Source organism: Acidovorax sp. WCS2018Noco2-16 (genome assembly GCF_031843945.1).
Classification (GTDB): Bacteria; Pseudomonadota; Gammaproteobacteria; order Burkholderiales; family Burkholderiaceae_C; genus Paracidovorax.
This window is the reverse complement of the sequence record NZ_JAVTJJ010000001.1, coordinates 402,275-421,951: the sequence shown is the minus strand read 5'-3', so window position 1 is coordinate 421,951 and position 19,677 is coordinate 402,275. Positions and strand designations below refer to the sequence as shown.

Genomic DNA, 19,677 nt, shown 5'->3' with positions numbered 1-19,677 from the left:
TTTCACAACCAGTTAGCAATGTGCATGCCAGATCAACCTGATCGCGGCGTTGTGCCGTCCTTGGCCCTGGTTCCGGGGGGCTTTCCCTCTGCCGGGCTTGGGTAGTCAGCAGTTGCCCCGCTGGATCAGCCGGGCTGGCCGAAGGGAAGGGTGATCCTGACTGCCGGCGGGACGCCCCTCATCTGGTGCGCCAGCCCTCGCCGGTAAGCACCATGCAGGTGCCAGCCGCGGTGGCAATCCCCTTGCGGCGTCACAGCTCGCCGATGTCCTCGTGCAGCACTTCGATGGCCGCAAGGCGCTTGCGCCCGGCCGGGCCTGCGGCCTGCACCACGTGGGTGGCCAGCAGGTCGCACAGCGCCATGACGGCCACATGGTTGTCCAGCGGGCCGGGGCCTGCGCAATGGCATTGAATCGACCAGGTGGCGGCGTCGAAGTCGGGCGATGTCTGGTCGCTGATGAACAGTACCCGGGACTTGGCGCGCGCACTGGCCTGCAGCAGTGCGCCCATCTGCGCGGTCTGGCGGCGCATGCCGAATACCACCACGCAGTCACGTGCCGTCAGGTGGGCCAGGTGCTCGCCCAGGGTTTCTCCAGGGCCGGGCAGCGCCGTCACCTGGGGGCGCACCTGGTAGATCTGCCAGCGCAGATAGGTGGCGAAGGCGTGGCTGCTGCGGCTGCCGAAGATCAGCACTTGCGGCGCGTCCAGCAAAGCCTGCACGATCTCGGCCACGGCCGCCTCGGTCAGGCGGTCGAACATGCGTGCCAGATTGACCTGTGACTGTTGCAGGTGGGCCTGCAGCGCGCCTTCAGCAGCCGGCCCGGTGCGCGCCTCGGCCTGGAACAGCGGCGATCCCGACTGCCTTTCTTCGCGGGCGTGGCGGCGGGCGTCTTCGTACGTGCCGTAGCCCAGGCGCTGGATGAGGCGGGTGACCGTGGCGTTGGAGACGCCCGCCAGCGTGGCCAACTCACTCGCGTTGTAGCTGGCCAGCTCGCCCGGAAAGTCCAGCAGCAGCTCGGCCAGCCGCCGCTCTGCGGTCGACAGGCTTTCCAGCTGGCCGCGAATGCGGCGCACGAACGATTCGGGCTGGCGCACAGGCTCAGTCGCCCAGGAACCGGGCGTAGCGGGCCAGATCCACGTTGCCGCCGCTGATGACGATGCCCACGCGCTTGCCGTGCAGGTCGATGCCTCCGTGCAGCGCGCCTGCCAGTGCCAGCGCGCCGGTGGGCTCCACGACGATCTTCATGCGCTCGGCGTAAAAGCGCAGCGCGGCCACCAGCTGCTCGTCGGTGGCCGTGATGATGTCCGTCACGTCGCGCTGGATGATGGGGAAGGTGATCTCGCCCGGCGCCTGCGACTGCGCGCCGTCGGCAATGGTGCGGGGCGTGTCGATGCGCACGATGTGGCCGGCGCGCAGCGACTGCTGCACGTCGTTGCCGGCCTCGGGCTCCACGCCGAACACTTGGCAGTGCGGCGCCAGGGCGCGCGTGGCCAGCAGGCAGCCCGACAGCAATCCGCCGCCACCCAGGCAGACGAAGAGGTAGTCGAGGTGCGGCACTTCTTGCAGCAGCTCCATCGCCACCGTGCCCTGGCCGGCGATGACGTGCGGGTGATCGAACGGCGGCACCAGCGTCATTCCGCGCTCGCTGGCCAGTCGCTGGCTGATGGCCTCGCGGTCTTCGGTGAAGCGGTTGAAGGTGACAACCTGCGCGCCGTATTCCCGCGTGGCGGCAATCTTGGCGGACGGCGCGTCTTCGGGCATGACGATGAGAGCGGGCATGTCGAGCAACCTTGCCGACAGGGCAATCGCCTGCGCGTGGTTGCCAGACGAGAACGCCAACACCCCGCGCTCGCGCTGCTCGTCGCTGAAGCGGCTGAGCGCGTTGAAGGCGCCGCGGAACTTGAAGGCGCCCATGCGCTGCAGGTTTTCGCACTTGAAGAACAGCTGCGCGCCCAGTTGCGCGTCGGCCGTGCTGGATCGCAGCACCGGCGTGTGGTGCGCCACGCCCTTCAAGCGGTGCGCGGCATCGGCAACGTCGTCGTAGGTGGGCAGTGCGGGCTGGGTCATGGCGGCATCCGTGCGAGATGGGGGTTGAGCTGCATGATAGCCCGCATACGCTCTGCGGCATCGGCCAAAGTGGGTTGCAGCGCACGGCTGGCGTGCGCTGGCAGCTATCAAATTGGGTGCAAGCCAGGGCATGAATGCTGGGACTGGTGCCCCCGCCGCCTGCCGGCCCGGGGCATCAACCCGCTGCCAGCTCACCAAATCACTAGCCAAATTAGCCTCTAGCGCTTGATCAATAAGCGCTGGCAGCTATGAAAATAGTAGCAAACGGCACCGTGTCAGGCACCACATAGACCACGCCGGGCGTCTGACCCAGCGTGGGCGCCACGACACGGTCGTAGAAGGCATTGGCCACATTCACGCAGCCGTTGGAGATGCGCCGCTCGCTGGCCAGCGGGCTGGCCAGCCGTTCCTGCCGCCGCTCGCGCGGGTGCACGCTGCGAATGCGGTGCAGCGACACGGCGGCGTCGTAGTCGATCCACACCAGGTCATCGCCGCGCGTGTTGCGGCCCGGCTCGCTGGCGAAGCGGCCGGCGGGCGTGGTGCGCTCTTCGGGGCGGATGCGCGCGAGCGGCTTGTCGCCAATGCCGGGTGCTGACGTGTCGCCCAGCGCCGAGCCCAGCAGCACCGGCGCGCTGCCCAGCCAGCGGCCCGTGGCGTCGAACACATGCAGCCGCGCATCGGGCTTGTCGACGATGGCAAAGGGCACGCCCTGCGCATCGCCCGACTGCAGCGCCCAGCGCACCAACTGCGCAGCCTGGGGCGAGGCGCCTTCCGGCCAACGGTAACTTGCAACTGCGCCGCTGGCCCATGCCCGGCCCGCCAGCATAGCCCCGCCCAGCACGATGAGTGCGGTGCGGCGGTCATGTGGGAGTGTGGGCAATGGCAGGCGTCGGCGCATGGGCTGATGCTATGCGGCACCAGGCACTGCGTGTGCAGGAAAAACGCGCATGCGTTCGGCGCCGCGCCAGCACGAACAAGAAAAACGGGGCCTTGCGAGCCCCGTCGTCGTGCGTTCTGTTCTGTCTTGCGCGGGCGATCAGCCGCCGCGTGTGACCGGCACGCCGGCGTCGCGGCCGTAGCTGCCGTACTTGCCCAGCTCCCACTTGGCGATCGCGTTGCGGTGCACTTCATCGGGGCCGTCGGCAAAGCGCAGCGTGCGGGCGTTGGCGTAGGCGTAGGCCAGCGGAAAGTCGTCGCACATGCCGCCGCCGCCGTGCACCTGCATGGCCCAGTCGATCACCTGGCAGGCCATGCTGGGGGCGACCACCTTGATCATCGCGATCTCGGTGCGGGCGACCTTGTTGCCAGCCACGTCCATCAGCCACGCGGCTTTGAGTGTGAGCAGGCGCGCCATGTCGATCTTGCAGCGCGCCTCGGCAATGCGTTCCTGCGTGACGGTCTGCTGCGCGACGGACTTGCCGAAGGCGATGCGCGATGAAGCGCGCTTGCACATCAGCTCCAGCGCGCGCTCGGCCAGGCCGATCAGGCGCATGCAGTGGTGAATGCGGCCGGGGCCAAGGCGTCCCTGGGCGATCTCGAAGCCCCGGCCTTCGCCCAGCAAAATGTTGGCGGCGGGCACGCGCACGTTCTCAAACGTCATCTCCACGTGGCCGTGGGGCGCGTCGTCGTAGCCGAACACGTTCAGCGGCCGCAGCACGGTGATGCCGGGCGCGTCGGCTGGCACCAGCACCATGCTCTGCTGCGAATGGCGCGCGGCTTCGGGGTCGGTCTTGCCCATGGTGATGTAGACGGCGCAGCGCGGGTCGGCCGCGCCGGAGATCCACCATTTGCGGCCGTTGATGACGTATTCGTCGCCCTGGCGCTCGATGCGGGTCTCGACGTTGGTCGCGTCGCTCGAGGCGACGTCCGGTTCCGTCATGGCGAAGGCCGAGCGGATCTGCCCTTCGAGCAGTGGCTTGAGCCAGCGCTGCTTGTTCTCTTCGCTGCCGTAGCGGGCAATCGTTTCCATATTGCCTGTGTCAGGCGCGGAGCAGTTGAAGACCTCGCTGGCCCATGGCACGCGGCCCATGATTTCGGCCAGCGGCGCATATTCCTGGTTCGTCAGGCCGGCGCCGTCGTAGCCCGATGCGGCAGCGCTGTCGACCGGCAGGAACAGGTTCCACAGGCCTGCGGCGCGGGCCTTGGGTTTGAGCTGCTCAATGGTCTGCAGCGCAGTCCAGCGGCGGCCGGCAGCGGTGTTCGCGGCCAGCTCGGCGGCATAGGCAGGCTCGGCCGGGTAGACGTGGTCGTCCATGAACTGCAGCAGGCGCGACTGCAAGTCCTTCGTTTTGGGGGAATAGTCAAAGTCCATGGGGTCTCCGTGTCGAATCGAGGGGCAGGTAGCTTGGGGCGCCGTGTCAGCTGCGCCGTCAGCCTTGTTGTGCGAAGCGCCAGGCCATTTCGGCGAGCGGGCGAGCGCCTTCGCCGGATGCGCGGGCCTGCGCGCTGGAAGCGGTGCCGGCCTCTACCCGCTTGGCGATGCCTTGCAGGATGGCCGCCAGGCGGAACAGGTTGTAGGCCATGTAGAAGTTCCAGCCGGCGCGCAGTTCTTCGGGCGTGGCTTGGGCCGTGCGCTCGCAGTAGCGGCGGATGTAATCGTCTTCACTGGGAATGCCCAGGCTGGCCAGGTCCAGCCCGCCAATGCCCCGGAACATGCCCGGCGGAATGTGCCAGGCCATGCAGTGGTAGCTGAAGTCGGCCAGCGGGTGGCCCAGCGTGGACAGCTCCCAGTCCAGCACGGCGATCACGCGCGGCTCGGTGGCGTGGAACATCAGGTTGTCGAGCCGGAAGTCGCCATGCACGATAGACACGCGGCGCTCGTCGCGCGCGCTATCGGGCATGTTCGCGGGCAGCCATTCCATCAGCCGGTCCATCTCGTCGATGGGCTGGGTGATGGAGGCGAGGTACTGCTTGCTCCAGCGGCCGATCTGCCGGTCGAAATAGTTGCCCGGCTTGCCGTAGCCCGCCAGGCCGCGGTCGGCGAACGGCACGGTGTGCAGCGCGGCGATCACGCGGTTCATCTCGTCGTAGATGGCGGCGCGCTCGGCCGGCTGCATGCCGGGCAATGACTGGTCCCACAGCACGCGGCCCTGCTTGAACTCCATCACGTAGAAAGCACGGCCGATGACCGATTCGTCCTCGCACAGCGCCAGCATCTTCGGCACGGGCACGTCTGTGCCGGCCAGGCCGCTCATCACCGCGAATTCGCGCTCGATGGCGTGGGCCGAGGGCAGCAGCTTGGCCACCGGCCCGGGCTTGGCGCGCATCACGTAGCTCTGGCCGGGCGTGAGCAGCTTGTACGTGGGGTTGGACTGGCCGCCCTTGAACATCTCCACCGTCAGCGGCCCCGCAAAACCTCTCAGGTTCGTCTTCAACCAGGCGGTCAGCGCCCCGGTGTCGAAAGCGTGCTGGTCAGAGACGGGACGCGTGCCGATGAAGTGGTCGTAATTGCTCATGAAGTCCGTTCGCCGGCGGTGGTGGAAGGGGAGTGGGTCAGCTGTCGGACTCCGCAATGCGCAGCAGCGCGTCGCGGTCGCAGACCACCAGGCCGACCGGCTCGATGCGGATGATGTCCTCGCGCTCCATGGCTTTGAGTTCCTGGTTCACGCGCTGGCGCGATGCGCCCAGCAACTGCGCCAGCTCTTCCTGCGCCAACTGCAGACCGATGCGCATCTCGGTGCCGTGCGACAGGCTGGGAATGCCGTAGCTGCGCACCAGGTGCAGCAGCTGTTTGGCCAGGCGAGAGCGCAGCGGCAGCGTGTTGAGGTCTTCCACCAGCCCGAACAATTGGCGAATGCGGCGCGCATGCAACCGCAGCATGGCCTCGTACAGCTCGGTGTGCATGCCCAAGATCTTGCGGAAGTCGGCCTTGGCCACGCACAGGATGGTGGTGTCGCCATGCGCATAGGCATCGTGCGTGCGGCGGTCCCCGTCGAAGATCGCTACGTCGCCGAACCAGATGCCCGGCTCCACGTACGTCAGCGTGATCTGCTTGCCCGAGATGGACGTGGAGCTGACCCGCACGGCCCCCTTGGCGCAGGCAATCCACTCCTCTGGCGGGTCGCCGCGTGCGGCGATCAGTCCACCGTCCTTGAAGCGTTTGACGTAGGCGCATCGAAGTATGTCGTGCCGTAGTGAAGGAGAGAGGGATGAAAACCAGCGACCGGTATTGATCGCCTCGCGTTCGTCGATGGTAAGAATGGGGTCGTCCATGTTCTGTCGTTTGCGTGACTGGGTTGCGGGCCATTGTCGCGTGCGAGACGGGCGCGGCAGATGCGGGTTGTCACTTGCGTGTCAACACAAAAATGCGGAGTGGTGCGCGCGTGCCGACGCCCTTTGGCGAGTCGCCAGGGTGGCGCGGGGGCGCTCGGCTCTGGCGTTCACAACCCCTGCGCGCCACCGGGGCTGCAGTCGCGGGTTATTTTAATGAAATCGGCCTCTAGCGCTTTATGGGTAAGCGCTTCCAGCTATCTTATTGATAGCGTGGAGGGCGCTTCTCCAAAAACGCGGCAATGCCTTCGCCAGCGTTCGCATGCTGCACGTTGCGCACGAAGTGGTCGCGCTCCAGCGCCAGCTGTGCGGTCAGCGTGTGCTCGGGCGCATCGTTCAGCAGTTCCTTGGTGCTGGCGATGGCGTTCGGTGCACGTTCGTTCAGCGTGTCGGCCAGCGCCAGCGCGTCGTGCAGCGCACGGCCGGGCTCGGCCAGCCGGTTGACGATGCCCAGCGCATGCAGGCGCTCGGCGTCGATGCGTTCGCCGCACATCAGCAGCTCGGCCGCCAGTTGCCGGGGCAGGGCGCGCGACAGGCTCCACGACGCGCCGGCATCGGGCGACAGGCCGATCTGGCTGTAAGACATCACGAACGCGGCATTGCGCGCCGCCACGATCAAGTCGCAAGCCAGCGCCAGCGAAAACGCACCGCCGGCCGCTGCGCCTTCCACCGCCGCGATCACCGGCTTGGGGTACGTGCGGATGGTCTCGATCCAGCTGTGCAGGCCTTCTACTGCCTGGGCTTGCGCCTCGGCGCCTTCCTGGCGGCGTGCCTGCAGCCGCTGCAGGTGGCCGCCGGCGCTGAAGACACCGTCTGCACCGGTGATGACGATGCTGCGCACGTCATCGCTGCGCTCTGCCACGCTCAGTGCTTCGACGCCTGCGGCGTACAGCGATTCGTCGAAGGCGTTGCGGGCTTCGGGGTGGCGCAGGGTGAGGATCAGGGTCTTGCCCTGGCTGGTGCTGAGGAGTTCTGCGGGCATGCGGTGCTTGTTCGGTGCTGGTTCGGTGCTTTGGGTGATCAATCTTCGACGTGCGTGAGGCTCAGGCCGATCGCGCCGCGCCGGCGCAGCCAGGGGCTGGGGCGGTAACGCGTGTCACCGTACACGGTCTGCAGGTTGAACAGCACTTCCAGGATATTGGTCGGCCCCCAGCGGTCGCCCATGGCCAGCGGCCCCAGCGGGTAGCCCAGGCCCAGCGTGACAGCGGTTTCCAGGTCTTTGGGCGAGCACACGCGCTGCTGGCAGATGTCGCTGGCGATGTTGATGATGGTGCCCACCACGCGCTGCGTGACGAAGCCGCCGCTGTCACGGATCACGCTCACCGCCTTGCCGTCGCGCGCGAACAGGGCATGCGCGGCGTCGCGAATGTCGCTGCGGGTGGCGGGGTTGGTAGCCAGCACGCGGCGGCGCGTGGCGGCGTCGTCCACCAGCATGTCGATGCCGATGGTGCGTGCCGGGTCCAACCGCTCCACCACGGCCACGGTGGTCACGTCAAAGCCCAGCGGCGCGACCAGCGTGATGGCGGTGGGCGAGGGCGATGCGCCGGTTTCTATGCGGGCGCCCAGGTCTTTGAGCAACTGGTACAGCTCGGCACGGCGCGACGCGCGGGGCGACACCCACACGGGCGGCATTTCGCCCACCTGGGGCACCGGCGGTTCGGGCGCCACCTGCGCGACGCCATCGACGTAGCGGTAGAAGCCTTCGCCCACCTTCTTGCCCAGCAGGCCGCCGGCCAGCCGCTGCGCGGTGATCACGCTGGGGCGAAAGCGGGGCTCCTCGTAGTACTGGTGGTAGATCGATTCCATCACCGGGTGCGATACGTCCAGCCCCGTCAGATCCATCAATTCGAACGGCCCGAGGCGAAAGCCCACCTGGTCGCGCAGGATGCGGTCCACGGTAGCGAAGTCGGTTACGCCCTCGCTGACGATGCGCAGCGCCTCGGTGCCGAAACCACGGCCCGCATGGTTGACGATGAAGCCGGGCGTGTCCTGTGCCGTCACTGGCGTGTGGCCCATCTGCCGGGCGAAGGCCGCCAGCCGCTCGGTGACCTCAGGCGCTGTCCTCAGCCCGCCAATCACTTCCACCACCTTCATCAGCGGCACCGGATTGAAGAAGTGAAACCCCGCCAGGCGCTCCGGTTTTTGCAGCACCGCACCCAGGGCGGTGATGGAAAGCGACGATGTGTTGCTTGCCAACACCGCATCTGCTGCAACAATGGATTCCAATTGAAGAAGGAGATCGCGCTTGGTATCCAGCTGCTCGACGATGGCTTCCACCACCAGCGTGCAGCCGGCCAGATCGTTCAAGGTGCCGACCGCGACCAGCTGGCCGTGCCAGTGTGAGGCGTCTGCCGCGTCGATGCGGCCCTTGTCCGACAGACGGAGCCATTGTTGATGGATATCGTCGCGCGCAGTAGCCGCGGCGCCGGGACGGTTGTCGAACAGCAGCACCTGGCTGCCCGCCTGAGCGGCGATTTGTGCGATGCCGCGGCCCATGGCGCCGGTGCCCACGATGCCGACGTTGCTGAATGGCTTGATCATGGGGCGCCATTATGGTGGCGTGTTTTGGGGAGACTACATGTGCCAGAATGGTGTGCGAATAAAAGAAACTACTGTGAAAATTAGTAACGCCATTGTCGGTGTCAGCCTCTCTGTCATGGCTTGCGGTGCCAGCGCCCTGTCGCTCGGAAACAGCCGCGGCGGCGTAGTCCTGGGCGCGCCTGTCGACTTGACTTTCGACGTAACGCCCGACCCGGGCAGCGATGTGGCGTCGTCTTGCATCAGCGCCAAGCTGGTCTCGGGCTCCACCCCCATTGCAGATTCCAAGGTCCAGGTCACGCCGGTCACGGGTGCCGGCACACCCCGCGTGCGCGTACGTGCATTCATTTCAGCGGACGAGCCCGTGCTGACAGCCACCTTGACGGGCGGCTGCGCCGGCCAGATCACGCGCCAATACACTTTCCTGGCAGAGCTGCCCGAGGCTGCCAGCGCCGCTGCGGCCGCCAGTGGCAGCCGCCCGGTCGATTTAGGGCGTCTGTCGCCCGCCGCCCAACCCGGCTCTGCAGGCGAAGGCACCGGTACCTCGCGTGCGGCGGTGGCTGCGGCTGCCGATGCTGCACCGCCCGCTGCCAGCGCAACGGCTCGCTCGGCGCCTGCAGCCACCACTCCCGCCATCCCACGCCGGGCTCGCCCTGCCGCTGGTGAAGCCGCCCCGCCCGCCGCATCACGTGCCAACGCGCCACGCTCCCGAGCCGCAGCCCCTGCAGCCGCCGAGCCCGCCCGTCCGCGCCTGGTGATGGAGCCGCTGGAGCTGTGGCTGGAATCGCCCCTGGTGCTGCGCAGCTCGCAAGAGCTGCCGGCGCCGGCTGCAACGGCCAGCGACGCGCAGCGTGCTGAAGCCGCCGCGCTGTGGCGGGCGCTGAACACTCCGCCCGAAGAAGTACAGAAAGCCGCTGGCCGTATCACCCAGCTGGAAGCCGACGCCGCCGGCCAGCGTACGCAGGCCAATGCGGAGCGTGCCGCCGCTGCTGATCTGCGCCAACGCCTCGACACGGCGGAGTCGCAGAGTTATTCCAGCACGGTCGTGTACGCGCTGGTGGCGCTGCTTTTGGCGGCAATCGCCTTGGCCTTCTGGATCTGGAGCCGATCGCGGCGTGCGGTCAACGATGCATGGACGCATTCGGTTCAAGCGAACAGCGGCCCGCCCGGCGGTGTCATTCTGGATGGCGTAGACGGTGCCGAGTCGCTGCACACCAACCCGCTACCGGCCGACCACTGGGAAGCGCCGGCCCCGCAGCGCGCAGCACCCGTTGTCGTGGCAGCGACGGCTCCTGTCGCCGCCCCTCTAGCCCGTGAGCCGCTGACACCCATCGCAGCCACTCCCAAACCCGCTTTTGCGCCATCCTCCGCAGCCGGGGTTGCCGCTGCAGCCGTGGCGGCGGTAGGTCGTCCTGCCGCGCCGCGCCACGGTGTCGAAGCCCACCCGGAAGCGCTTTTCGACGTGCAGCAGCAGGCGGAATTCTTCGTGTCGGTAGGCGAGCACGACCAGGCCATCGGCGTGCTGCAGACCTATATCGCCGCGCATGGCAGCACCTCGCCATCGGCCTATCTGGAACTGCTGCGGCTCTACCACACGCTTAGCCGCGCGGAGCCGTTCAACCAGCTCAGCAGCCGGTTCCAGGCCTTGTTCAACGCCCGGGTGCCGGAATTCTCGGCATTCCATCGGCCAGGCCGCACCTTGCTGGAATACACGGAAACGTTGGCGCACATCGAGTCGATCTGGTCCACCCCTGAAGTGGACGGCCTGATCGAGAGCTGCGTCTTCCGCGGCGAAGGCGGCGCCTGCGCCGACCCGTTCGACCTGGCCGCCTTCGACGACCTGCTGCTGCTGCTGGCCATCGCGCAGACCACGCCGCCGCAGTCGCGCGGCGCGCCACCTCCGCGTGAACGCACCACGCCGCAGGCGCCAGCGGCTGAGCCCGTGGCCGCTGCTGCCGCAGCCGCGCCGCTCGATGCCATCGACATGCTGCCCGACGTGTCGTTCGACTCCATGGTCGGCGGCCTGTCCCTGGAGCCGCGGCGTCCACCGCCGCCGGTACGCGGGCTGGTGGTCGATTCCTTCGACCTCGATCTGGACCTGTCGGAGCCGCCGCCCATCACCACCAGCGACCTGCCGCCGCTGCCCGTCACGCAGCCGCCAGCGCCCGGTCAGCCCGTCGGCTTTGGCTCGACCAGCGACCGTTTCGAGGTGCGACTGGAGCTGGAAGAGTGGGAAAAGCGCAAGCCTGAGTGAGTTGGGTTACCTGGCGGTACCTGGAGCCTGCCCGTCGTCGTGGCAGATTCAAGAGAAAAGGGGCTGCGAAGCCCCTTTCTTTTTTTCTTGATCGCGGATTGATGGCTAGGAAGTCGAACCGGCCATGGCACGCATCAACTCATTCGCTGCGGCTTCTGGATCGAGCGCAGTCACCAGAGCGCGCACCACGGCAATCGAACCTACGCCAGTCGCCAGTACCTCGGAAAACTGAGGCAACCCGATACCCCCAATGGCGACTTGCGGGTAGCCACGCATCAGGCGGGCGTAGGCGGCCAGGCGGGCGACGCCCTGGGGAGCGGTGGCCATCTTCTTGAGCGTGGTGGGGAACACCGCGCCCATGGCCACGTAGCTGGGGCTGGCCGCGTCGGCACGCACCATCTCGGCATAGCCATGGGTGCTGACGCCCAGGCGCAGGCCGGCTTGGCGAATCGAATTCAGCTGGGCAGGTTCAAGCGCATCCAGGTCTTCCTGGCCCAGGTGCACTCCATAGGCGCCAACGTCGATGGCCTGCTGCCAGTGGTCGTTGATGAACAGCAGCGCTGGCGTGCCCTGCACGGCCGCTACCGCTGCACGCACCTCTTGCGCAATGGCGACTGCGTCATCGGACTTGAATCGCAGCTGCACCGTCGGCACGCCCGCGCGGGCCATGCGGCCTACCCATTGCGCATCAGGCAGCACGGCGTAGAGGCCCAGGTCTTTGGGGCAGGCCGCGAACGGCTTTGCGTGCGGGCGCGTCTGCATTCCGAAGTCCGCGGGTTCATCGGGCCAGCGGCTGGCGTCGAAGCGGCCCAGGCGCTGCGTCTGCGCCGCCCAGGCGCGGGCGATGGTTTCAGCGTCGTGGGCGATGAAGCCCAGTGCGCTGCACGCCTGCAGTGCGGCGTGATGGACCAGGTCGTTTCCGGTCAGGGCAGGCGCGGGCTGCGGTGGAAAGGGCGCATAGGCCGCAGCGTGGTGCTGAAGAATGGATTGTGCCAAGGCATCTACTTCGGCAGCACCCGCGATTGCGCGGGGAAGCGATGACTCAGCCATGGTCGTGGTGCCAGAAAGGGGTGCCCAGCACCGGCGTGCTGGGTTGCGCGGCGTCGTGCGCCGTCATGGCGCCGGCGGTGCGTGCGGCGCGGCCGGCGGTCACTGCATCGGCAAAGGCGCCGGCCATGGCGACCGGGTCGCTCGCCAGGGCCACCGCCGTGTTCAGCAGCACGCCGTCATAGCCCCATTCCATGACCTGGCAGGCGTGCGACGGCAGGCCCAGGCCGGCATCGACCAGCATGGGCACGTCCAGCCGCTCGCGCAGCAGTTGCAGCGCATACGGGTTGACGGGGCCACGGCCGGTGCCGATGGGCGCGGCCCAGGGCATGACGGCCTGGCAGCCCACGTCCACCAGGCGCTGGCACAGCACCAGGTCTTCGGTGCAGTAGGGCAGCACCTGAAAGCCTTCACGGATGAGGTGTTCGGCTGCGGCCACCAGGTTCAGCGTGTCGGGCTGCAGCGTGTAGTCGTCGCCGATCAGTTCGAGCTTGATCCACGGCGTGCCGAACACTTCGCGCGCCATCTGCGCCGTGGTGATGGCCTCTTGCACGCTGTGGCAGCCGGCGGTGTTGGGCAGCACCGGCACGTTCAGCTGGCGCAGCAGCTCCCAGAAGCTGCTGCCGGTTTCGGCCGCGTTGCTGCCCTGGCGGCGCAGCGACGCGGTGACCATGGCCGGCCTCGCGCGCCGCACGGCCGCTTCCAGCACGCTGGGCGACGGGTAGCGGGCGGTGCCCAGCAGCAGTCGGCTTTGGAACGTCTGGCCATACAGCACCAATGCGTCGGCACTGGCATCGGTGGCGTTGGTAGAGGAAGGAATGGACGACATGGATGCGGCAATAGGTGGAAAAGAAAACGAAATCAGCCGCCGGTGACCGGCGAGATGATTTCCACCCGATCGCCATCGTTCAATGCGTGATGGGCATAGCGGGTGTTGGGTACGAACTGCAGGTTCACGGCGACGGCGAAAGGCGGGCAGACGCCGGCCAGGGCCACGGCGTCGGCCACGGTGGCCTGGGCGGCCAGTTCGGCGGGGCGCTGGTTGATGAGGATGTTCATGGAGCGGTGGATTCAGCAGGCGCTGGGCAGTTATGCAGGTGCAGCGCCAGGTCGAAGCGGGAGGCGAGTGCCGATTGTCCGGTGTGCAGCACCTGCAGCACAACGTCGAGCAGCGCCGGGGCGATCATGAAGCCGTGACGGTACAGGCCGTTGACTTCCAGCACCCGGTCAGCCACCACGCGCACGGCGGGCAGGTTGTCGGGCAGGGTGGGGCGGCATTGGGTGGCGATCTCCAGAATACGCGCCTCGGCAAAACCGCTGTGCACCGCGTAGGCTGCGCTCAGCAATTCGAGCGTGGAGCGCACGCTGGCGGGCGACAGGTCGTCCGATTCGATTTCGGTCGCACCGATGACGAACACATGGTCTTGCTTGGGCGCGATGTAGATCGGATAGCGCGGGTGGACGATGCGCGTGGGGCGCTGCAGCGTCACCTCAGGCGCATGCAGGCGAACGACCTCGCCGCGCACGCCGCGCAATGCGGGCCATTGCGTGCGGGCGCCCAGGCCCCGGCAGTCGATCACCCAGTCGGGCTGACCGGTCGTGCCGGGCTGAAAGTCTTGCGGTGAACGCGCGCTGTGCCAGTGCATGCGCACGTTCAGCTGTTGCAGCGTGCCTTCCAGCGCGGCAAGCAACTGGCGGTTGTCCAGCTGGCCTTCGCCCGGCAGGTACAGGCCTTGCGCGAAGCGGTGTGCCACCGTGGGCTCCATGGCCGCCACGCCCGCGCTGTCCAGCGCCTGCATGGCGGGCAAGTCGGGCAATAGGGACTGCGTGCGTTCGAGCGTGCCGCGCAGCCGGGCCGCGTCTGCCGCGTCTTGCCGGTGCCAGAGAATCAGCGTGCCGTTTTGCTGGAAGTAGACCGGTGCTTCCAGCTGCGCCAGCAGTTCGGGCCAGCGCCGCAGCGCGTGCTGGCCCATGCGCACCACGCCGGGCTCGGTCACGGCCGATTCGGCCAGGGGCGCCAGCATGGCGGCCGCCACGCGTGCGGCCGATCCTTCGGCCGCCGGGCCACCGGCTTCGTACACGTCGACCTGATGTCCCTCGCGCGCCAGTGCAACGGCCAGCAGCCGGCCCATGAGGCCCGCGCCGAGCACGGTGATGGAAGCGCGTGAATCAAGAAGGGGGAGCATCGTCATCGGTTCGTCGGTCAAGCCAAGCCAGGTGGAAAGACAGACAAAACGGGTGATTCCGATGTTGAAACTCCCCACGCCAGCATGATCTGGATCGGGTAGCGGGGCTTGGCCGCGATGCGCTGCGAGCGCTTCGGCGATGAAGAGGGCCCCAGGGTATTTTCTCAGTCGCCGCCGGTGCTCAATGACCTGCGGGACACCCCTGTTTCGTCCGTGCGATGAATTACAGCACATCGCTGCAACCCTTGCGGTTGATGTGGCGCAGGCGTGGTGGCCGTGGCGATCTCGGCGGCCAGAGCCCGCGCATGCCGGATAATTTTTGCCATGAACACGAACAACCCAACGCCGACCGACTCCACGCCCGGTGGCCGCCGCTACGCGCGCGTGCTGTCCATCGCCGGCTCCGACAGCGGCGGCGGCGCGGGCATTCAAGCCGACCTGAAGACCTTCAGCGCGCTCGGCTGCTACGGCATGACCGCCATTACCGCCATCACGGCGCAGAACACGCTGGGCGTGCGCGGCATCCATGGCATTCCGCCCGACATGCTGCGCGCACAGATCGACGCAGTGGTCGAGGACATCGGCGTCGACGCCGTGAAGATCGGCATGCTGCATTCGCCCGAGGTGGTGCGCGTGGTGGCCGACGCGATTCGCAGGCACGGCTTGCCGCACGTGGTGCTCGACCCGGTGATGGTCGCTACCAGCGGCGACCGGCTCATCGCCACCGAGACGGTGGGTGCCCTGGTGAGCGAGTTGTTTCCGCTGGCCGAAGTGGTCACGCCCAACCTGGACGAAGCCGGCTGGCTGCTGGGCCGCCGCATCGACGGCGTGGACGCGCTCGATGACGCCGCCGCCGACCTGCTGGCGCTGGGCGCACAGGCCGTGCTGCTCAAGGGCGGACACCTGCCGGGCGACTGGGTGGTGGACGTGCTGGCCGGCGCCGGCGGCCTGCGCGAGCGGCTGCAATCGGCCCGCATCGTGACGCACAACGGTCACGGCACCGGCTGCACGCTGTCGTCGGCCATCGCGTCGCATCTGGCACTGGGCTTGCCGTTGAAAGAGGCCGTGCAGGCGGCGCGCGCCTACATCCTGGCGGCGATTGCGGCCGGGGCTGACGTGCGCACCGGCAGCGGCCACGGCCCGCTGAACCACGGCCACGCGCCGCTGGCGCAGCGCGTGCTGGGCTGACGAGCCCAGCTTAAAAACCTGTCACCAACCCCAGGCCAGCCGGCGCGCGACCCAGCCTTTCTGGCCGCCGTCGCGCTGCACATGCGCCCAGCCGGCGGTTTTCTTCAGCGTGCGCACCACCTCGTGCTGCTCCAGCTGGCCGACCACCTTGTGGCGCTGGCCGGGGCCGGCGCGCAGATTGGCGGTGCGGGCCGTCACCACCATGTGCGGCGTCTTGGCCGTGAGCGGCGCGTACACCCAGCCCAGCGTGGATTCAAAATCGCGCACGCGCAGCCAGGATCCCTTGCGCTGCGTCACCTGCAGCGGGTAGCCGGAGCCCAGCTCCCACAGCGTGTCTGACCGGGTGGACGGCGTTTCGCGCACGTTCACGCTCGAGCCCTTGATGCTGACGAAGCTCTGCGCCTGCGCGGTAGCCGCGGTCAGCAGCAGCCCTGCGCACAGCAGGGCAGAGAGTGCCAGGCGGGGCAGGGTGAAGACAGGGACGGCGGTGGTGGTGACGGTGCTGCTGCACGTAGCTGCGGACGAATCAGGCACGGGGCAAGTACTCCTTTGAAACGATCAGGGGTGAAAGAAACGCAAGCCCCGGTGGAGAACCTCATGCCGGTGAAGTTCCTGCCTTTTTTGAGTCGACCCACTCAACACGATCTGATGGTTTCGCTATCAAAACCATAGCGGCTAGCGCTTGCCCCACGGGCAATTCAGCATCGATTGGCTTGAAGTGCCCATGAATCAAGCGCCAGACGCTCATCTATCGATAGCAATTAGGCCGATCACAATAGGCAAAGAATCACGGCGCCGCATGCCACCGCAGCGCTGAGCAACCTGTCCTTCACCAACCCATCGCTGCCCCACCAGTGCCCCAGCTACCCGACTACGCGGAACTGCACTGCCTGTCCAACTTCAGCTTCCAGCGCGGTGCGTCGCACCCGGCGGAACTGGTGGAGCAGGCCGTGGCGATGGGCTACGACGCCCTGGCCATCACCGACGAATGCTCGGTGGCTGGCGTGGTGCGCGCGCACGTCGCGGCACTGCAGCACGGGCTGCGGCTCATCGTAGGGGCGGAGTTCGCCTTCGGCCCTTTGAAGCTGGTGGCCCTGGCGCGCGATGTGGAGGGTTGGGGCAATCTGTGCGAATTCATCACCGCTGCGCGCAGCCGGGCGCCAAAGGGGCAGTACCGGGTGGATGCCGATTCGCCCTTTCAGCTGCTGCTCGGTTGCGAAGTGCTGCTGGCGCCCGAGCGTGCGCAGTTCACCGATGCGGGCGATCTGCCGTTCATTCGAGCCAGCCTGGAAAGCGCCCTGGCGCATCTGGATGCCGCCAGCACCTGGCTGGCAGTGGAGCTGCACCTGTCGCAAGACGACGGCCTGTGGCTGGAGACGCTGGAGCGCGCCGGCGCCGACCTGGGCCTGCCGCTGGTGGCCGCGGGCGACGTGCACATGCACCGGCGCAGGCGCAAACCGTTGCAGGACGTGATCACCGCCGTGCGGCTGGGCCGGCCGGTGTCGCAATGCGGCTTTGAATTGCAGGCCAATGCCGAGCGATACCTGCGCCCACGCGTGCGGCTGGCCACCACCTACCCACCCGCACTGCTGTCCGCCACGCTGCAGGTGGCTGCTCGCTGCACGTTCGAGCTCACGCAGATTCGCTACCGCTACCCGCTGGAAACCGTGCTGCCCGGCATGACGGCGCAGCAGACGCTGGCCTGGCTGACCTGGCAAGGCGTGCAGGCGCGCCACCCGCAAGGCACACCGCCGGTCATCGAAGCGCAGATCCACAAAGAGCTGGACCTGATCGCCGACCGAGGGTACGAGATGTACTTCCTGACGGTGCACGACATCGTGCGCTACGCGCGCAGCGTGGGCATTCTGTGCCAGGGGCGCGGCTCTGCCGCTAATTCGGCGGTGTGCTATTACCTGGGCATCACGGCCGTCGACCCGGAACACTCGCACCTGCTGTTCGAGCGCTTCATCAGCAAGGAACGCAGCGAGCCGCCCGACATCGACGTCGACTTCGAGCACGACCGGCGCGAACAGGTCATCCAGTACATCTACAGCAAATACGGCCGCGACCGCGCCGCCATTGCCGCCGTGGTCACCAGCTACCGCACACGCAGCGCGCTGCGCGACGTGGGCAAGGCGCTGGGCGTGGCGCCGGCGCTGATCGACGCTTTTGCCAAAGACCATCATTGGTTCGACGAGGCCATTGCCGAGGACCGGCTGCAGGAGCTGGCCCAGGCCTGCAGCACGCCGCTGCCGCCGCACCTCACCACGCTGTGGCTGAACCTGGCGCGCGAGCTGAACGGCTTTCCGCGCCATTTGAGCCAGCACGTCGGCGGCTTCGTGCTGACCCAGGGCCCGCTGACCCGCCTGGTGCCGGTGGAGCCTGCCAGCATGAAGCAGCGTTCCATCATCCAGTGGGACAAGGACGATCTGGACGCCATGCAGATGTTGAAGGTGGACGTACTGGCGCTGGGCATGCTGAGCGCGCTGCGCCGCTGCCTGGACTCGCGCGCCGCGTTGCGTGGAGAGCGCTGGGATCTCACCGGCATTCCTAACGAGGACGCCGCCACCTACGAAATGATCTGCCGCGCCGACACCGTGGGCGTGTTCCAGATCGAAAGCCGCGCGCAGATGAGCATGCTGCCGCGCCTGCAGCCGCGCACGATCTACGACCTGGTGGTCGAAGTCGCCATCGTGCGGCCTGGCCCCATTCAAGGCGGCATGGTGCACCCGTATCTGCAGGCGCGCGAACGCCAGCGTCAGTGGGTGGCCGATGGCAATGAAGGACCGATGCCGATTGAGCATGAGCGGTTGCGGGACGCGCTGGGCCGCACGCTGGGCGTGCCCATTTTCCAGGAGCAGGTGATGCAGATCGCCATGCAGGCCGGCGGCTTCACGGCCGGCCAGGCAGATGACCTGCGCCGGTCGATGGCCGCATGGCGGCGCAAGGGAGGCGTGCACCGGTTCGAAGACATGCTCAAGCAGGGCATGCACGATCGAGGCTATCCGCAAGAGTTTGCCGACCGCATCTTTCAGCAGATCTTGGGCTTCGGCGAATACGGCTTCCCGGAAAGCCACGCCTACAGCTTTGCGCAGCTGGCCTATGCCAGCAGCTGGCTCAAGCGGCATGAGCCGGCGGCGTTTCTGTGCGCGCTGCTCAATTCGCAGCCGATGGGCTTCTACAGCCCGTCGCAACTGGTGCAGGACGCGCGCCGCCACGGCGTGCGGGTGCTGCCCATCGACGTGTCGCACAGTGACGTGGACAGCACGCTGGAGGGCCATTTGCAGCCGGTGAGAGGCGTGGCGCTGCCGCAGCCGGCCGTGCGCCTGGGCCTGCGGCTGGTGGCGGGGCTGGAGGCCGCAGTCGCGCTGCGCGTGGCGGACGTGCGCAGGCAACGTCAGGAGCGCGGCGATGCGCCGTTCACCTCCGCGCAGGACTTGGCCCTGGCCGCGCGGCTGGAGCGCCATCACCTGCAGGCCCTGGCCGCCGCCGACGCGCTGCAGTCGCTGTCAGGCCACCGCCGCCAGCAGGCCTGGGACGCAGCGGCCCAGTTGCGCGCGCCGCCCTTGCTGCGCGATGCGCCGGTGCATGAAGCGCCGCTGGAGTTGCCCGAGGCGCCCGAGGGCGAAGAGATTCTGTTCGACTACGCCGCCACCGGCTTCACGTTGCGCCGCCACCCGCTGGCGCTGCTGCGCCCGCGTCTGGACCGCTGGCGGCTGCGCACCGCCTTGCAGCTGCAGGACGTGGCGACGGGTGAGCGCGTGCGCGCCTGCGGCATCGTCACCGTGCGCCAGCGGCCGGGCTCGGCCAAGGGCACGATGTTCGTCACGCTGGAAGACGAGACCGGTTCGGTGAACGTGATCGTCTGGCCCGCGCTGGTGGAGACCTGGCGCGCGCCGCTGCTGCGGTCGCGCCTGCTGGCGGTGGAGGGTGTGTGGCAGAGCACCACGCCCGTGGGCAGCCAGACAGCAGTGCGCCACCTGGTGAGCCAGCGCTTTCGTGACATGACCGGACTGCTGGGGCGCATGGCCCAGGCGCTGGACGGGAGCCGGGACTTTCATTGAATCCCGAAGTTTGAGTCTTTTTGGCCTCTAGCGCTTATCCATCAAGCGCTATCAGCTATTAAATA

At 67.7% G+C, this 19,677-nt stretch carries 16 protein-coding genes; 3 read left to right on the top strand and 13 right to left on the bottom strand.

Going from position 1 to position 19,677, the window contains the following annotated elements; translation table 11 throughout:
* Nucleotides 1-250 precede the first annotated feature (250 nt).
* The 8 genes from RQI28_RS01880 to RQI28_RS01845 form a co-directional block, all read right to left on the bottom strand.
* On the bottom strand, nucleotides 251-1,093 hold the full coding sequence (locus RQI28_RS01880) for a MurR/RpiR family transcriptional regulator (RefSeq protein WP_311220893.1): 843 nt from the start codon (nucleotides 1,091-1,093) through the stop codon (nucleotides 251-253).
* A 4-nt stretch (nucleotides 1,094-1,097) separates the two neighbouring features.
* The gene (locus RQI28_RS01875) at nucleotides 1,098-2,066 is read right to left on the bottom strand and encodes a threo-3-hydroxy-L-aspartate ammonia-lyase (RefSeq protein ID WP_311220892.1); all 969 of its coding nucleotides are present in this window, start codon (nucleotides 2,064-2,066) and stop codon (nucleotides 1,098-1,100) included.
* A 229-nt stretch (nucleotides 2,067-2,295) separates the two neighbouring features.
* On the bottom strand, nucleotides 2,296-2,946 hold the full coding sequence (locus RQI28_RS01870; RefSeq protein WP_404976844.1) for a hypothetical protein: 651 nt from the start codon (nucleotides 2,944-2,946) through the stop codon (nucleotides 2,296-2,298).
* A gap of 156 nt (nucleotides 2,947-3,102) precedes the next feature.
* The gene (locus tag RQI28_RS01865) at nucleotides 3,103-4,377 is read right to left on the bottom strand and encodes an acyl-CoA dehydrogenase family protein (RefSeq protein WP_311220891.1); all 1,275 of its coding nucleotides are present in this window, start codon (nucleotides 4,375-4,377) and stop codon (nucleotides 3,103-3,105) included.
* Nucleotides 4,378-4,435: 58 nt separating this feature from the next.
* Nucleotides 4,436-5,521, bottom strand: a complete 1,086-nt coding sequence (locus RQI28_RS01860) for a phosphotransferase (RefSeq protein WP_311220890.1) — start codon at nucleotides 5,519-5,521, stop codon at nucleotides 4,436-4,438.
* 37 nt (nucleotides 5,522-5,558) lie between these two features.
* Nucleotides 5,559-6,278 carry a Crp/Fnr family transcriptional regulator gene (locus RQI28_RS01855; RefSeq protein WP_311220889.1) on the bottom strand — a complete coding sequence of 240 codons (720 nt, stop codon included), beginning with the start codon at nucleotides 6,276-6,278 and terminating at the stop codon, nucleotides 5,559-5,561.
* 259 nt (nucleotides 6,279-6,537) lie between these two features.
* Nucleotides 6,538-7,317 (bottom strand): oxepin-CoA hydrolase, alternative type, encoded by a 780-nt coding sequence (locus RQI28_RS01850; protein ID WP_311220888.1) that lies wholly within the window; start codon nucleotides 7,315-7,317, stop codon nucleotides 6,538-6,540.
* A 38-nt stretch (nucleotides 7,318-7,355) separates the two neighbouring features.
* On the bottom strand, nucleotides 7,356-8,876 hold the full coding sequence (locus tag RQI28_RS01845) for a 3-hydroxyacyl-CoA dehydrogenase (protein ID WP_311220887.1): 1,521 nt from the start codon (nucleotides 8,874-8,876) through the stop codon (nucleotides 7,356-7,358).
* Between the two features lie 187 nt (nucleotides 8,877-9,063).
* Here RQI28_RS01845 and RQI28_RS01840 point away from each other — a divergent pair, with 187 nt between their 5' ends.
* Nucleotides 9,064-11,127, top strand: coding sequence for a hypothetical protein (locus tag RQI28_RS01840; RefSeq protein ID WP_311220886.1), 2,064 nt, complete (start codon nucleotides 9,064-9,066; stop codon nucleotides 11,125-11,127).
* Between the two features lie 105 nt (nucleotides 11,128-11,232).
* On the opposite strand, the gene RQI28_RS01835 is transcribed toward RQI28_RS01840, so the two are convergent.
* Genes RQI28_RS01835 through RQI28_RS01820 form a run of 4 tightly spaced genes read right to left on the bottom strand, consistent with a single transcriptional unit; the run spans nucleotide 11,233 to nucleotide 14,360 of the window.
* A complete protein-coding gene (locus tag RQI28_RS01835) occupies nucleotides 11,233-12,177 on the bottom strand; it encodes a thiamine phosphate synthase (RefSeq protein WP_311220885.1) in 945 nt (314 codons plus the stop codon).
* Nucleotides 12,170-13,003, bottom strand: coding sequence for a thiazole synthase (locus RQI28_RS01830; protein ID WP_311220884.1), 834 nt, complete (start codon nucleotides 13,001-13,003; stop codon nucleotides 12,170-12,172). The genes RQI28_RS01835 and RQI28_RS01830 overlap by 8 nt, the downstream gene beginning before the upstream one ends.
* A 32-nt stretch (nucleotides 13,004-13,035) precedes the next feature.
* Complete coding sequence (thiS, locus tag RQI28_RS01825; protein ID WP_311220883.1) at nucleotides 13,036-13,233, bottom strand: sulfur carrier protein ThiS; 198 nt, start codon at nucleotides 13,231-13,233, stop codon at nucleotides 13,036-13,038.
* Entirely contained in the window at nucleotides 13,230-14,360 is a 1,131-nt protein-coding gene (locus RQI28_RS01820) for an FAD-dependent oxidoreductase (RefSeq protein WP_404976845.1), read from the bottom strand. The genes thiS and RQI28_RS01820 overlap by 4 nt, the downstream gene beginning before the upstream one ends.
* Nucleotides 14,361-14,684: 324 nt before the next feature.
* Between RQI28_RS01820 and thiD the strand changes: the two genes are divergently transcribed.
* Nucleotides 14,685-15,548 (top strand): bifunctional hydroxymethylpyrimidine kinase/phosphomethylpyrimidine kinase, encoded by an 864-nt coding sequence (gene thiD, locus RQI28_RS01815; protein WP_311220881.1) that lies wholly within the window; start codon nucleotides 14,685-14,687, stop codon nucleotides 15,546-15,548.
* 21 nt (nucleotides 15,549-15,569) lie between these two features.
* Here the strand turns inward: thiD and RQI28_RS01810 are convergent, their stop codons facing one another.
* A complete protein-coding gene (locus RQI28_RS01810) occupies nucleotides 15,570-16,007 on the bottom strand; it encodes an SH3 domain-containing protein (RefSeq protein ID WP_311221542.1) in 438 nt (145 codons plus the stop codon).
* Nucleotides 16,008-16,402: 395 nt separating this feature from the next.
* Between RQI28_RS01810 and RQI28_RS01805 the strand changes: the two genes are divergently transcribed.
* Nucleotides 16,403-19,612 carry an error-prone DNA polymerase gene (locus tag RQI28_RS01805; RefSeq protein WP_311220880.1) on the top strand — a complete coding sequence of 1,070 codons (3,210 nt, stop codon included), beginning with the start codon at nucleotides 16,403-16,405 and terminating at the stop codon, nucleotides 19,610-19,612.
* The last annotated feature ends 65 nt before the right edge of the window (nucleotides 19,613-19,677 follow it).